Here is a 15,365-nt window from a genome sequence, read left to right on the forward strand (position 1 = left end):
TTCCTTGGCCTCCGTTAGCCCAGCCCGACGCGCAGGCAGTCGTGGATATGCAGCAACCCCACCGCCTGCGCGGTGTTACCCTCCGGATCGACAACAAACAGGCAGGTAATCTTACGGTCGTTCATGATCGCGACGGCTTCTTCGGCCAATGAACCGGGGGCAATCGTTGTCGGATCGCTGGTCATCACATCAGCCGCTGTTTTGTCCAGCAACCCATCCATATGCCGCCTTAAGTCACCGTCGGTTATAATGCCCTGCAAGGCGCCATCGGCGCCTGTGACGCCTGCGACGCCAAATCCCTTCTGGCTGATTTCGATCAGCGCATCGGACATCGGGGTGTCTGCACCGACCAGCGGCAGCGCGGCCCCGTCGTGCATAAGATCGTCGACCTTTGACAGCCGCGCGCCCAATTTACCACCGGGGTGGAAGGCGCGGAAGTTTTCAGGCCGGAAATCGCGATGCTTCATCAGGGCGATGGCCAGCGCATCGCCCATCGCCAATGTCAGCGTTGTTGAAATCGACGGCACCATGCCAAAGCCGCAGGCCTCCCCCAAGGCGGGAATTTGCAGATGCACATCCGCCTCTTTCATCAGGGTGCTGTCCATACGGCTGGACAGCCCGATCAGCGGGATACCGAAGCGACGGGTGAACGACAGAAGGTTGGCCAGCTCAGGCGCTTCACCCGAATTGGAGATCGCCAGAACCACATCTCCCTTGGATAACATGCCGAGGTCGCCATGGCTGGCTTCTGCCGGATGGACGAAATAGGCGGGCGTTCCGGTAGATGCGAGAGTCGCCGCGATCTTATGCCCGATATGGCCGGATTTGCCGATCCCGCTGACGATAACGCGGCCTTCGGCCTGCAAGACCAGATCAACCGCTTCGGCAAAGCGCGCATCCAGCCCGTCTGCCAGCGCATCAAGGGCGCGGGCCTCATCGGTGATCACCTGTCGCGCGGTGGCGAGGAATGTCTCTGCGCTGCTCATGAGTGTGCAAAGATGTCTGTGTCAGACCAACCTGCGAGGTCCAACTTGGCGCGCATTGGCAGGAAATCGAAGCAGGCCCGTGCCATGTCACTGCGACCTTCACGTTCCAGACGCTTGTCCAGAGCGGCACGCAAACGGTGTAGGTGCAGCACGTCGGAGGCGGCATAGTCAAGCTGTGCGTCGCTCAGTTGCGCGGCACCCCAATCGCTCATCTGCTGTTGTTTGGAAATATCCACGCCGATCAGCTCCTGCGTCAGGTTTCTCAGCCCATGGCGATCCGTATAGGTGCGTACCAGGCGGCTGGCGATCTTGGTACAATAAACCGGGGCAGCCAATGCGCCAAAGGCATGATACATCGCGGCGATATCGAACCGGCCAAAATGAAACAATTTCAGAACCTTGGGGTCCTCCAGCATCGCGCAAAGATTCGGCGCTGCGGTCTGCCCTTTGGCGATCTGCACCATATGGGCATTGCCGTCACCGCCCGACAGCTGAACGACACAGAGCCGATCCCGATGCGGGTTGAGTCCCATCGTCTCGCAGTCGATTGCGACCACCGGCCCCAGATCGAGCCCGTCGGGCAGGTCGTTTTGATAGAGGTGATTGGCCAAGTGACAGGATCCTTTGTCTTGCCGATGCGGCGTGTTTGGCACCGAGATAGGGGTTTCGGCGGGCAAACTCAACTCTTGCAGGGCATAGGATCCATCGACACGTCTGCACTCAGGCTGAACCTCAGGTCAGGGCGGAGCTAAGTGGTCAATGGATAGGCCGACACACAATGCCCAGCACCATCGGTATGCTGCTCGTGCAAATGATACTGTCGGGGATATGGTGCCCAGGAGAGGACTCGAACCTCCACGTCCATACGGACACTAGCACCTGAAGCTAGCGCGTCTACCAATTCCGCCACCTGGGCAGGTGTCGTGAGGGGCGTATAAGCAGAAGCAGCAGGGGCGTCAAACGGAAAATTCACCGCGCAGCGGATCTGGAAATTCGATGCCTGATCAGCGGGAATAGCGGGGAAATCTTGGACGGCGCATCACCGGCGTGAGCCAACCCGGTGCCCTATAAGAGCATCATCATAGGTTTATGAATGTCGGGGATATGGTGCCCAGGAGAGGACTCGAACCTCCACGTCCATACGGACACTAGCACCTGAAGCTAGCGCGTCTACCAATTCCGCCACCTGGGCAGGTGTCGTGAGGGGCGTATAAGCAGAAGCAGCAGGGGCGTCAAACGGAAAATTCATGGTTTCTGGGGCTCGTCACATCGCTCAGGGCGATCGGCAGCTGTCCGCGACTGCGTATGCTGTTTGTAGACCTGACGTGGGCCGTCATGCGGTTCTGAGAAAGTTCATGTTGAGCGCGACATCAGTCAGAAAGCTGCGCCAGGCGCTATGTGTATCTTCGCTCCATTCCGGGCCGAGGATGTCTGCCAGCGCACCGGTGAAGCTGTGAATGAACCCATCAAAATGTGCATCGGTGATCTGGATCGCACGATGGCGCTCTCCTTGATGTTTCAGTATCGCCGACAATTTTTCCGGATGGTCCAACGCTTCGATAATATGCGTAAGTGAGGTCAGCAATTTTTCGTGCTGACTTGCCATATCGTTGGGGAAAAGTGCGCGCACGTCCGGGCAGATTTCAAAAAATTTCGCGTAGAACAGGCGCACAAAGTGATCCAGCTCCATACGTTCGCTTTCAACACTTTTGTGAATCAGGGTTCTGCCGTCCTCTGACACCATGATGCCGGGCCTCCGATCTGCCGTGGATAGTCGACGAACTGGTATTCGGGATTGGCACACAACCTATATCACGGAGCTAAATCAGTCGTTAATGGCCCCGTGGGATAAGGCGCAGAGAGAGTTGTGCCGCGATGGGTCGATTTGCGCCTTGTTCCAAAGGGCGCAGGGCGGTAAATCGGATCAACAGCTAATGTAGGAGCCAAAAGATGTCCAAACTGGTCACGATCTATGGCGGGTCCGGTTTTGTCGGCCGTTACATCGCCCGCCGCATGGCCAAGGAAGGTTGGCGTGTCCGCGTCGCCGTACGCCGTCCGAATGAGGCGATGTATGTCAAACCCTATGGCGTGCCCGGCCAGGTGGAGCCCGTTCTGTGCAATATCCGCGATGATGCCTCGGTTGCCGCAGTGATGCAGGGGGCGGATGCGGTGGTGAACTGCGTTGGCATCCTGAATGAGCTAGGCAAGAACACATTTGATGCCGTTCAGGCGGACGGCGCTGAGCGTATCGCGCGAATCGCTGCCGGTCAGAGCGTCAGCGCCATGGTTCATGTGTCTGCCGTCGGTGCAGATCAGGATAGCGACAGCGAATATGCCCAGTCAAAGGCCGCTGGCGAAGCGGCTGTGCTGGAGCATATGCCAAACGCGGTGATTCTGCGTCCGTCTATTATCTTTGGTGCCGAAGATCAGTTCTTCAATCGGTTTGCTGCGATGACACGTCTGTCGCCGGTGCTGCCGATCGCCCATGCCGATACTAAGTTCCAGCCGGTCTATGTTGACGATGTTGCCAAGGCAGCCGTTGCTGCGGTGCTCGGTCAGGCGGAGCCGGGTGTCTATGAGTTGGGTGGTCCGGAGGTGAAGAGCTTTGGCGCGCTGATGCAGCAGATGCTTGAGGTGATTGATCGTCGTCGCCTGGTGCTGTCGCTGCCCGGTCCGATTGCAAAGCTGGTGGCGCTTGGTTTTGACGTGATGCAGTTCGTGAGCTTCCAGCTGATCGAGAACAAGATGCTGACTCGCGACCAGCTGAAGAACCTTGGTGCTGATAATGTGGTCTCTGATGACGCCAAAGGCTTTGATGAGTTGGGGATTCATCCGGTTTCTCTGGCGTCGGTTCTGCCGGACTACCTGTGGAAGTTCCGCCCCTCGGGTCAATACAGTGAACTGATGGACTCCGCGCGCAACCTGCGCAACGATCTCTGATCTCTCAGTCTGGTTCAAAATAGCTAAGGCGCGGCACTGGTCCGCGCCTTTTTTTGTTGGGCGGCGTTTGGCGCAGGCTGATCAGCTCTGGTAAGCGATGGTCAGCAATACAAGGCCCAGAATCACGCGATAGATGACATAGGGTGTAAAACTGACGGAGCGCAGCAGCCGCATCATCAGGGTCAGGGCCGCAAGCGCGGCAATCATCGACAACAGCGCTGCTATGGCCGCATCCCGCATCACCGCAGCGTTGGCATCTATGGCCACTTCAGCACCCAGCAACACGCCGGAGGCGATGATTGTCGGAATCGACATCAGCATGGAGAGGCGCGCCGCATCCATCCGGGTGTACCCCAGCTGGCGGGCGCCAGTGATGGTGATGCCGGACCGGGATGTGCCGGGGATCAGCGCCAGCATTTGCCACAGCCCCATGATTAGCGCATCGCGCAGGTTCCAGTCACTGCTTTGCTTATGTGTTGGGCTGTAGCGATCTGCCACATAGAGTACGATGCCAAAACCCAACATCGTCCAGCCGATTACCTTCATCGAGCGGAGCGCATCGCTCAACCCGCTGAAGTGCAGAAACGCGCCGAACAGAACGGTTGGAATGGTGGCAACGATCAACCCCATGGCCAGCCGGGCGCCGGGTGTGTCCATCCGTCCGGTCAGGGCGCGCGGCAGGCCAATCAGCCCCGCACGCACATCCTGCCAGAAAAACAGCACCACCGCCGCCAGTGTGCCCACATGGACGGCGACATCGATGATCTGGCCTTGATCTTCCAATCCTGTCAGCCCTGGCAGCAGAATCAGATGGCCAGAGGAGGATACTGGCAGGAATTCTGTGATGCCCTGAATCAGAGCGATAAGGATCAGCTGAAAAAGCGGCATGGCATCAGTCCGTTTGGGGGTTGTTGAGGGATGGCAAAGAACGGCTGGCGTGTAAATCCATTGATTTCATTGGTAGTCGTCGCCTATTGGTCCGAAGTGGACCTAAAATCACTGTACATTTCCGCTCAGGAGAGTATCAGAACATAACTGCTGCCATATTAGGTCAGTATAGTTGACTTTTAATTCGCTCCGCTCCGATCACTCGTTTATCGCAGCCAGCCCAACATGGAGTCCGCCCCGTGGCCAAGCAACCGATGCTCAAGTTCGTGCAGATCGATCGCGACATGCCCAGCAAACGGGCCGCAGAAGATCGCAGGGAAGATTTCGACGAAATCTATGCCGAATTCGCGGCCGCAAAGGCCGAAGAACAGGCCAGCCGCTGCAGCCAATGTGGTGTGCCGTACTGCCAGTCGCATTGCCCTTTGCACAATAACATCCCTGACTGGCTGCGCCTGACAGCCACGGGCCGTCTGCAAGAGGCCTATGAGACCAGTCAGGCCACCAATACCTTCCCCGAGATCTGTGGCCGGATCTGTCCGCAGGATCGCCTTTGTGAGGGCAACTGTGTGATTGAGCAATCGGGCCATGGTACTGTGACCATCGGCGCGGTGGAGAAATATATCACCGATACCGCCTGGGATCAAGGGTGGGTGCAACCGATCAAACCGGCGCACGAGCGTGGCGAATCTGTTGGTATCATTGGCGCAGGCCCGGGTGGCCTTGCGGCGGCGGACATGCTGCGCCGCGCCGGTGTGAAAGTTACGATTTATGACCGCTATGACCGCGCCGGTGGTCTGCTGACCTACGGCATCCCCGGCTTCAAGCTGGAGAAAGACGTGGTGATGCGCCGCAATCAGCTACTGGCAGACGGTGGTGTTGAGTTCGTGATGAACTGCAATGTGGGTCAGGATATTTCCTTTGATGATATCCGCGCCAAACATGATGCGGTGATCATTGCCACAGGTGTTTACAAATCCCGCGATCTGGAAATGCCTGGTTCCGGTGCCACCGGCATCGTGAAGGCGATCGACTTTCTGACCGTGTCCAACAAGGCGTCGAACTTCGGCGACAGCATCGAAGAGTTCGACAACGGCACTCTGAACGCCGAGGGCAAGCGCGTTGTGGTCATTGGCGGTGGTGACACCGCGATGGACTGCGTGCGGACCTCTATCCGTCAGGGCGCAACTTCGGTCAAATGCCTCTACCGTCGTGACCGCGCCAATATGCCCGGCTCCCAGCGTGAAACCCAGAACGCTGAGGAAGAAGGCGTGGTGTTTGAATGGCTGTCGGCGCCCAAAGGCTTCACCGATGACGGCGGCAAGGTCGCAGGCGTGATGGTGCAGAAAATGCGCCTTGGCCAGCCCGATGCCTCTGGCCGTCAGGCCCCTGAGGTCATCGAAGGTGCTGATTATATTGAGCCTGCCGAATTGGTGATCAAGGCGCTCGGGTTTGAGCCTGAGGACCTGCCGACTCTCTGGGGTCAGCCGGAACTGCCGGTGACCCGCTGGGGTACCGTCAAGGCCGCGTTCCAATCCGGCGCGACCGAGCTGGATGGCGTGTACGCGGTCGGTGACATCGTGCGTGGTGCGTCGCTGGTCGTCTGGGCCATCAAGGATGGGCGCGACTGCGCCGAGGCGATCCTGAACCGTTTCAACACCGCCGCCAGCAGCATGGCCGCCGAGTAAGACAGATATTCTACCGGGCAGGTGCCGCCCCCTTGGGGCCGCCCACCGGAACGGGAGCAAGACATGACAAAATATGATGCAGAATGGGTCCGCGCCGAAGAGGCAAAGCGTCAGTGGATGGCCGAAAACGGCCTCTATGCCGAGGAGGAAGAGCATTCTTCCTGCGGTGTTGGCCTAGTTGTTTCGGTCAACGGCAAGCGCAGCCGTAAGGTTGTTGAGGCTGGCATTGATGCGCTGAAAGCGATCTGGCACAGGGGTGCGGTGGATGCGGATGGCATGACTGGCGATGGTGCCGGCATTCACGTGCAGATTCCAGCGCCTTTCTTCTACGATCAGGTGCGTCGCACCGGTCATGAACCGCGCGAAGATCAGCTGATGGCAGTGGGGCAGGTCTTTCTGCCGCGCACTGACTTTGGCGCGCAGGAACGCTGCCGGACCATCGTCGAAAGCGAAGTCCTGCGGATGGGCTATTACATCTATGGCTGGCGCCATGTGCCGGTCGATGTGACCTGCCTGGGTGAAAAAGCCAACGCGACTCGCCCGGAAATTGAGCAGATCCTGATCTCCAACTCCAAAGGCGTGGATGAGGAGACCTTTGAACGTGAGCTTTACGTGATCCGCCGCCGGATCGAGAAAGCCGCCGCCGCCGCGCAGGTCGGGCAGCTCTATGTGGCTTCGCTGTCCTGCCGCTCAATCATCTACAAGGGCATGATGCTGGCTGAACAGGTCGCCGTTTTCTACCCCGACCTGATGGATGAGCGGTTTGAGAGCGCCTTTGCGATCTATCACCAGCGCTATTCCACCAACACCTTCCCGCAGTGGTGGCTGGCGCAGCCGTTCCGTATGCTGGCCCACAACGGCGAGATCAACACGTTGAAGGGCAACATGAACTGGATGAAGAGCCATGAAATCCGCATGGCCTCTTCGACCTTTGGGGACTACGCCGAGGATATCAAACCCATCGTTGCCAGCGGTTCGTCGGATTCGGCGGCACTGGACTCGGTGTTTGAGGTTCTGGTGCGGGCTGGCCGTTCCGCGCCGATGGCGAAGACCATGATGGTGCCTGAAAGCTGGTCCAAACAGGCGGTCGAACTGCCGCAGGCCTGGCGTGATATGTATTCCTACTGCAACTCCGTAATGGAACCATGGGATGGTCCCGCCGCGCTGGCGATGACCGATGGTCGTTGGGTCTGCGCGGGTCTGGATCGGAATGGCCTGCGTCCGATGCGCTATGTGGTCACCGGCGATGGTCTGGTGATTGCGGGTTCCGAGGCAGGCATGGTGCCGATTGACGAAGCCACCGTGGTTGAGAAAGGCGCGCTGGGCCCGGGTCAGATGCTGGCTGTCGATATGAAAAAGGGCAAGCTGTTCCACGACACCGCGATCAAGAACAAACTTGCCGCTGCACTGCCGTTCGGCGATTGGGTGAAGAAGATCAACGATCTGGACGGTACGCTTGCCACTGCCACCGAGAAGCCGCTGTTCAGCGGAGACGAGCTGCGTCGTCGTCAAATTGCCGCGGGCTACACCATCGAAGAGCTGGAGCAGATCCTCGCGCCGATGGCGGAGGATGGCAAGGAAACCCTTGCTTCGATGGGCGATGATACGCCTTCTGCGGTTCTGTCGAAAATGTACCGCCCGCTCAGCCATTTCTTCCGGCAGAACTTCTCTCAGGTAACCAACCCGCCCATCGACTCCCTGCGCGAATACCGCGTGATGTCGCTGAAAACCCGGTTCGGTAACCTCAAGAATGTGCTGGATGAGGACAGCTCCCAGACCGAGATCATCGTGCTGGAAAGCCCCTTTGTCGGCAATTCCCAGTGGGATGAGTTGGTCCAAAACCTGAACGCGCCGCTGGCGGAAATCGACTGTAGCTTCGCCCCCGGCCAGGGCTCTCTTAATGCTGCCCTTGCGCGTATCCGTGCAGAGGCGGAAGAGGCGGTCAGCTCCGGTGCCGGCCATATTGTCCTGACCGATCAGCATTCGGGTGAGGGCCGCGTGGCGATGCCAATGATCTTGGCAACATCCGCCGTGCATTCGCATCTGACCCGCAAGGGGCTGCGTACGTTCTGCTCGCTCAATGTGCGCTCTGCTGAATGTATCGACCCGCATTATTTTGCGGTTCTGATCGGCTGCGGCGCCACCGTGGTGAACGCCTATCTGGCGGAAGATTCGCTGGCAGATCGGATTGAGCGCGGCTTGCTGGATGGCAGCCTGACCGAGAACGTCGCCCGTTACCGCGAAGCGATCGACCAGGGTCTGTTGAAGATCATGGCCAAGATGGGGATTTCGGTGATCTCTTCTTATCGCGGCGGTCTCAACTTCGAGGCCGTGGGCCTCAGCCGTGCCATGTGTGCGGAATTCTTCCCCGGCATGACGTCACGGATTTCGGGCATCGGTGTGACTGGCATCCAGAGCAAGCTGGAGGAAATCCACGCCAAGGCATGGGATAATGGTCAGGATGTCCTGCCCATTGGTGGTTTCTACAAGGCGCGTAAATCTGGCGAGACCCACGCCTGGGAAGCGACTTCCATGCATATGATGCAGATGGCTTGTAACCGCGCCTCTTTTGAGTTGTGGAAGCAGTATTCGGCCAAGATGCAGGCGAACCCGCCGATCCATCTGCGCGACCTGTTGCAGATCAAGCCCATGGGCGAGGCGGTGCCGATTGAGGAAGTCGAAAGCATCACTTCGATCCGCAAGCGATTCGTAACACCGGGGATGTCTCTCGGCGCGCTGTCGCCCGAGGCGCACAAAACCCTGAACGTTGCGATGAATCGGATCGGTGCTAAGTCCGACTCGGGCGAGGGTGGTGAAGATCCGGCGCATTTCGTGCCGGAGCCAAACGGCGACAACCCCTCTGCCAAGATCAAGCAGGTGGCGTCGGGTCGTTTTGGCGTGACTGCGGAGTATCTGAACCAGTGCGAAGAGCTGGAAATCAAGGTGGCCCAAGGCGCCAAGCCGGGCGAGGGCGGTCAGCTGCCGGGGATGAAGGTCACCGACCTTATTGCTCGCCTGCGCCACTCGACCAAAGGCGTGACCCTGATTTCACCACCGCCGCACCACGATATCTACTCGATCGAGGATCTGGCGCAGCTGATCTATGATTTGAAACAGATCAATCCGCGCTGCAAAGTGACGGTGAAGCTGGTGGCGTCTTCCGGTGTTGGCACCATTGCCGCCGGCGTGGCAAAGGCGAAGGCCGATGTCATCCTTATTTCGGGCCACAACGGCGGCACCGGGGCGTCGCCTGCGACCTCGATCAAATATGCAGGCTTGCCGTGGGAAATGGGCCTCACTGAGGCGCATCAGGTGCTTGCGATGAACAACCTGCGAGAGCGGGTGACGTTGCGCACCGACGGTGGTCTTCGCACTGGGCGTGATATTGTGATGGCAGCGATGCTGGGTGCTGAGGAATACGGTATCGGCACCGCCGCGCTGATTGCCATGGGCTGCATCATGGTGCGCCAGTGCCAGTCCAACACCTGCCCTGTTGGCGTCTGTACTCAAGACGAAGCCCTGCGCAGCAAGTTCACCGGCAATGCCGACAAGGTGGTGAACCTCATCACCTTCTATGCGCAGGAAGTCCGCGAGATCCTTGCCTCCATCGGTGCCCGTTCTCTGGACGAGGTGATCGGTCGGGCGGATCTTCTGGCTCAGGTGTCCCGTGGTTCTGCGCATCTGGATGATCTGGACCTGAATCCGCTGCTGATCACCGTCGATGGCTCTGCCAATATCGTCTACAACCGTGACAAGGACCGCAACGCGGTGCCTGACACGCTGGACAAGGAAATTGTGCGCGACGCTGCGCGTTTCCTTCAGGACGGCGAGAAGATGCAGCTATCCTATGCGGTGCAGAACACGCATCGCACCGTGGGCACCCGCACTTCCAGCCATATTGTTCGCAACTTCGGTATGCGCAACACGCTGCAATCAGACCATCTGACGGTGAAGCTGCAAGGCTCCGCAGGTCAGTCGCTCGGGGCGTTTGCCGCACCAGGTCTGAAGCTGGAAGTATCCGGTGATGCCAATGACTACGTTGGCAAGGGTCTGTCCGGCGGTACCATCGTCGTGCGCCCGCCTATGGCGTCGCCGCTCAATGCGAGCGAAAATACCATCGTTGGTAATACTGTTCTTTATGGTGCGACGGACGGATATTTGTTCGCTGCGGGCCGTGCTGGTGAACGCTTTGCCGTCCGTAATTCCGGTGCGAGCGTGGTGGTTGAGGGCTGTGGCGCCTGTGGCTGTGAATACATGACCGGTGGTATCGCGGTGATCCTCGGCTCCATCGGTGCCAACTTCGGCGCGGGCATGACCGGGGGCATGGCCTATATCTACGATCCTGATGGGAAGGCTGAAACCATGATGAACATGGAGTCGCTGGTGACCTGTGCGGTGACCGTCGCCCACTGGGAAGATCAGCTGAGAGGTCTGATCGAACGTCATCTGGAGGAAACCGGCAGCCGCAAAGCAGCTGAAATCCTGCAGCATTGGGACAATGAGAAGGGCAATTTCCTGCAAATTTGCCCGAAGGAAATGCTGAATAAACTGCCGCAGCCTCTGACGCTTGAGGCTACAGCCGTTCCGGCGGAATAGGCCCCGCCACTTCCTCTGCATGTGCCTTGGATAGGCTCCGACCGCTGCTGTGGTCGGGGCCTTTTCACATCTGTTTACTGCAGCTGGGCAATCTCTTGCGGGTGAAGGGATTTCCCGGTTGGAGCAATCCCGATCTCTGCCGTATAGAGACCATATGGCGAAGGCAGCAAAATCATCCGGGGCAAGCAAATCCTCGACCAAGGGCAAACCCCGCAGCAAGGCAACTGCCAAGGGCAAGGTCCGCGCAAAGCTCTCTCCCCGTAGCTTGTTGCGGCGCTGGTTGGGGCGGGCTGCTTTGGGTTTTCTGGTTGTGACCCTGCTGCCAATCCTGCTGTTTTCGGTGGTTAATCCACCCATCACCCACACCATCTGGTCAGAATATCGCCGCCTTGGGGATATTGATCGTGAGTGGGTGCCGATCGAACATATCGCACCTGCGGTTGGGCGATCAGTCGTCGCGGCAGAGGATGCCCGTTTCTGCCAGCATTGGGGGCTTGATGCGCAGGCGATCCGCGCCGCGATCGCCGAGGGCGGCCAGCGTGGTGGCTCGACCATTTCTCAGCAAGTGGTGAAGAATGTCTTTCTTTGGCAGGGCCGCAGTTGGTTCCGTAAGGCGCTGGAAACGCTGATGACCCCGATGGTTGAGGCGGTCTGGACCAAGCGTCGTATCCTTGAGGTTTATCTCAACGTTGCTGAAATGGGCGAAGGTGTCTTTGGTGCAGAAGCCGCCGCGCGGCACTATTTTGGCGTTGGCCCGGATGAGTTGAGCCACAGGCAGGCCGCTCTTCTGGCCACCGTTTTGCCCAACCCGAAAGAGCGCTCGGCTGCAAAACCCACCGCGTTCATGCGCAAACGGGCGGCGCAGATTATGGACGGGGCGGCCACCATTCGCGCAGATGGTCGGGCAGCCTGTTTCGAGGATTGAAACTTCTTCCGCTTTTGGGCATTGCTGTCTGACCCCAGCCACCCGTAACAGGAGACCCGTTGTCCCATGGCCCGCCTCTATCATGTGCCCCTCTCCCCCTTTTGCCGCAAAGTGCGCCTGTCGCTGGCCGAAAAGCGGATAGAGGTTGAGCTGGTCGAGGAGCGTTACTGGGAGAAAGAGGCTGATTTCCTGCGCCGCAACCCTGCCGCCAAGGTGCCGGTGATCCGTCTGGATGGTAAGCTGATGGCCGAAAGCGCTGCGATCTGCGAATATCTGGAAGAGACCCGCCCTGACCCGTCTCTGATGCCAAGCGACCCCGAGGGCCGCTATGAGGTGCGCCGTCTGGTCAGCTGGTTTGATGACAAGTTTCACCATGAGGTCACCTCCAAACTGCTCTATGAGCGGGTGAATAAAAAGGTGACAGGGCAGGGCTATCCTGACAGCGGCAACGTCAAAGCGGGCGCGCGTGCAATCAAATACCATCTGGATTATCTGGCGTGGTTGCTTGATCACCGCCGCTGGCTGGCCGGAGATCAGATGACATTGGCAGACTTCGCAGCTGCTGCACATCTGTCGTCGTTGGACTATATCTCGGATGTCGACTGGAACCGCTCCGCCGTGGTCAAGGATTGGTACGCCAAGATCAAGTCGCGCCCGGCCTTCCGCTCAATCCTTGCCGACCAGATACCCGGCTTTAGCCCGCCGGCCCACTACGCCGACCTGGATTTCTGATATACGTTAGAGTGCGCTGATCATACGCTCCACCGGCCATGTACAGTGTGTCAAACGGCTCCGTCGAATAGTACCTGTACCTTCGGCATCGGATGGACGTCAGCATGCGGGGTCAGCTGGTGGTCCGTAGGGTCGCTCTACATATGTTTGGATAGAAGAGGATGGTTATGGGGTCAGCTTTTGTCGCCCTGTGTCACTGAGCGACCAGGCTGACGCGCCGTCAAAGACAGCTGTGGTGAGCGGTTTGCCGTAGCCCGCCCCTGTGTCGAGGTTGACGCGATTGCCATAATGCGTGGGTGTATCGACCGGTGTATGGCCGTGGATGATCAGTTTTGGATGCTGCTCGGTGTGTTTATGGAAGGGCTGACGGATCCATACCAGATCGTTCTCGGTCTGGTCATCTAGTGGAATGCCGGGTTTGATCCCTGCGTGGACAAAAGCCAGATCATCGGTTTGATGCATTGCCTTCAACTCTTGAAGGAACGTTATATGGTGTTCGGGTACGGCAACTTTTGTCGCGGCATGGACCTCCTCCAGACGAGTGCGTTCAGGGACCGCAACGCCGTAACTTTCCAAGGTTTCGATCCCGCCGATACGCTCATGTAGCCAGTGATAGCCCACCAGCATATGGGGGTCGTGGCGCGGGGTGTCCTCCATGAACCATGCGAACATGCGGTCATGATTGCCAAGCAGCATGATCCAGTCCCGCCCTTCTTTCTGCCCACGGATCAGCAGGTCTATGACACCCCGGCTATCGGGACCACGGTCGATATAATCCCCCAGGAACACGACCTGTGCGTCACGACCGCCGTCTGCTTCGATACGTTCCAGTGCTCGCTCCAGCATCTCCAGCTGGCCGTGGATATCACCGATCGCATAGATGGGATTTGTCATCGACGGGGCTCCCTTGGGGCTGACCGAAATGGAAATAATAAGAAATACGCCGCCGGTATAACACGGCGGCGTATCATTTCAATTGGACGTGGCTTCAGCGCTTAACTGACGTCAAATTGCAGCGGTTTGATCTGATTGAAGAACTCAGTTTCCGCAAGAGCGGCACGAGCCGCAGCGGGGACGGGTTCATCTACATAAAGGAGCGCGATGGCCTCTCCGCCAGCCTCGGACCGGCCAAGGGTAAAGTTGGCGATATTGACGCCCATGTCGCCCAGGATCTGCCCCAGTGTACCGATGATGCCGGGAACGTCTTCGTTGGTGGTGTAGAGCATATGCGCGCCCACTTCGGCGTCGATGTTGATGCCTTTGATCTGGATGAAGCGTGGCTTGCCGTCGGAGAAGACCGTCCCGGCCACCGAACGCTCGCGCTTGCTGGTGACCACCGTGACCTTGATATAGCCGTCGAAGGTGCCGGATTTATCCTGATTGGTGGTGGAAATCTGAATGCCGCGTTCGCGGGCCACCACCGGGGCAGAGACCATGTTCACGTCCGGGTTCAGTTTTTTCATAATGCCGGCCACAACAGAGCAGTTCAGCGCGGCGAGGTTCATCTCGGAGGCAACACCGTCATATAGGATATTGATTGCCTGAATGGGCTCATCCGTCATCTGCCCGATGAAGCCGCCGAGATGGCCGGAGAGGGCAACCCATGGGCCCATGACGCGGGCTTCCTCAGCCGTCATCGATGGCATGTTCAGCGCGTTCTCAACAGCGCCGTCCAGCAGATAGTTGGACATCTGTTCCGCGACCTGCAGGGCAACATTCTCCTGTGCCTCGCTGGTGGCGGCGCCCAGATGCGGGGTGCAGACCACATTCGGCAGGCCAAAGAGCGGGTTGGTCTTGGCAGGTTCTTCAGAGAACACATCAAAGGCCGCACCGGCGACATGGCCGGACGTCAGCAGCTCTGCCAGGGCAGCCTCATCTACCAGTCCGCCACGCGCACAGTTGATGATCCGCACGCCTTTCTTGGTCTTCTCCAGATTTTCCTTGGACAGGATGTTCCGGGTCTGATCAGTCAGCGGCACATGCAGGGTGATGAAATCGGCCCGTGCGAGCAACTCATCCAGTTCGACTTTCTCCACGCCGATCTTGTCAGCCTTCTCCTGACTGAGGAAGGGATCATAGGCGACGACTTTCATCTTCAGCCCACGCGCACGGTCGCAGACGATGCCGCCGATATTCCCAGCCCCGATCACGCCAAGGGTTTTGTTGGTCAGCTCAACCCCCATGAACTTCGACTTTTCCCATTTCCCGGCGTGGGTGGAAGCAGAGGCTTCGGGGATTTGGCGGGCAACGGCGAACATCATGGCGATGGCGTGTTCTGCGGTGGTGATCATATTGCCAAAGGGCGTGTTCATCACGATCACGCCTTTTTGCGAGGCAGCATCCTTGTCGATATTGTCGGTGCCGATGCCGGCGCGGGCGATCACCTTGAGATTGGTGGCGTTGTCGAGGATTTTCTGCGTGACCTTTGTCGCCGAGCGGATCGCGAGCCCGTCGTAGTCGCCGATGATTGCGGCCAGTTTGTCCTTGTCTTTGCCAAGGTCGGGCTGAAAATCAACGTCGATACCGCGATCACGGAAGATCTGAACGGCGGCTTCGGACAGCTTATCGGAAATGAGAACTTTGGGAGCCATGGGTTAGGTCCTTCATGCGGGG

The 15,365-nt window shown here is 58.5% G+C and carries 11 protein-coding genes and 2 tRNA genes; 5 read left to right on the forward strand and 8 right to left on the reverse strand.

The features are described from left to right. Positions 1-14: 14 nt before the first annotated feature. The 5 genes from GAL_RS17955 to GAL_RS17975 form a co-directional block, all read right to left on the reverse strand. Positions 15-986 (reverse strand): KpsF/GutQ family sugar-phosphate isomerase, encoded by a 972-nt coding sequence (locus GAL_RS17955; RefSeq protein ID WP_024098968.1) that lies wholly within the window; start codon positions 984-986, stop codon positions 15-17. Continuing rightward, positions 983-1,597 carry a ribonuclease D gene (locus tag GAL_RS17960; RefSeq protein WP_024098969.1) on the reverse strand — a complete coding sequence of 205 codons (615 nt, stop codon included), beginning with the start codon at positions 1,595-1,597 and terminating at the stop codon, positions 983-985. The genes GAL_RS17955 and GAL_RS17960 overlap by 4 nt, the downstream gene beginning before the upstream one ends. Positions 1,598-1,815: 218 nt before the next feature. Continuing rightward, a tRNA-Leu gene (locus GAL_RS17965) sits at positions 1,816-1,902 on the reverse strand. Positions 1,903-2,091: 189 nt separating this feature from the next. Then, positions 2,092-2,178, reverse strand: a tRNA-Leu gene (locus GAL_RS17970). A 141-nt stretch (positions 2,179-2,319) separates the two neighbouring features. Continuing rightward, the gene (locus GAL_RS17975) at positions 2,320-2,730 is read right to left on the reverse strand and encodes a globin domain-containing protein (RefSeq protein WP_024098970.1); all 411 of its coding nucleotides are present in this window, start codon (positions 2,728-2,730) and stop codon (positions 2,320-2,322) included. Positions 2,731-2,936: 206 nt separating this feature from the next. Here GAL_RS17975 and GAL_RS17980 point away from each other — a divergent pair, with 206 nt between their 5' ends. Next, positions 2,937-3,926: a complex I NDUFA9 subunit family protein gene (locus GAL_RS17980; protein WP_024098971.1), complete on the forward strand. Its 990-nt coding sequence runs from the start codon at positions 2,937-2,939 to the stop codon at positions 3,924-3,926. An 81-nt stretch (positions 3,927-4,007) separates the two neighbouring features. On the opposite strand, the gene GAL_RS17985 is transcribed toward GAL_RS17980, so the two are convergent. Then, positions 4,008-4,814: an undecaprenyl-diphosphate phosphatase gene (locus tag GAL_RS17985; protein WP_024098972.1), complete on the reverse strand. Its 807-nt coding sequence runs from the start codon at positions 4,812-4,814 to the stop codon at positions 4,008-4,010. A 239-nt stretch (positions 4,815-5,053) separates the two neighbouring features. Between GAL_RS17985 and GAL_RS17990 the strand changes: the two genes are divergently transcribed. From GAL_RS17990 to fzlA, 4 genes are all read left to right on the forward strand, one after another. Beyond that, positions 5,054-6,499 (forward strand): NAD(P)-dependent oxidoreductase, encoded by a 1,446-nt coding sequence (locus GAL_RS17990; RefSeq protein WP_024098973.1) that lies wholly within the window; start codon positions 5,054-5,056, stop codon positions 6,497-6,499. Between the two features lie 63 nt (positions 6,500-6,562). Continuing rightward, a complete protein-coding gene (gene gltB / locus GAL_RS17995) occupies positions 6,563-11,095 on the forward strand; it encodes a glutamate synthase large subunit (protein ID WP_024098974.1) in 4,533 nt (1,510 codons plus the stop codon). A 154-nt stretch (positions 11,096-11,249) separates the two neighbouring features. Further along, positions 11,250-12,020 carry a monofunctional biosynthetic peptidoglycan transglycosylase gene (gene mtgA, locus GAL_RS18000; protein ID WP_024098975.1) on the forward strand — a complete coding sequence of 257 codons (771 nt, stop codon included), beginning with the start codon at positions 11,250-11,252 and terminating at the stop codon, positions 12,018-12,020. 66 nt (positions 12,021-12,086) lie between these two features. Then, positions 12,087-12,752 (forward strand): FtsZ-binding protein FzlA, encoded by a 666-nt coding sequence (gene fzlA, locus GAL_RS18005; RefSeq protein WP_014876492.1) that lies wholly within the window; start codon positions 12,087-12,089, stop codon positions 12,750-12,752. Positions 12,753-12,917: 165 nt separating this feature from the next. On the opposite strand, the gene GAL_RS18010 is transcribed toward fzlA, so the two are convergent. Together GAL_RS18010 and serA are read right to left on the reverse strand one after the other, a co-directional pair. Further along, entirely contained in the window at positions 12,918-13,646 is a 729-nt protein-coding gene (locus GAL_RS18010) for a metallophosphoesterase family protein (protein ID WP_024098976.1), read from the reverse strand. 101 nt (positions 13,647-13,747) lie between these two features. Next, positions 13,748-15,343, reverse strand: a complete 1,596-nt coding sequence (gene serA, locus GAL_RS18015) for a phosphoglycerate dehydrogenase (RefSeq protein WP_024098977.1) — start codon at positions 15,341-15,343, stop codon at positions 13,748-13,750. Positions 15,344-15,365 lie beyond the last annotated feature (22 nt).

Origin of the sequence: Phaeobacter gallaeciensis DSM 26640 (assembly GCF_000511385.1) — a bacterium.
Taxonomy (GTDB): domain Bacteria; phylum Pseudomonadota; class Alphaproteobacteria; order Rhodobacterales; family Rhodobacteraceae; genus Phaeobacter; species Phaeobacter gallaeciensis.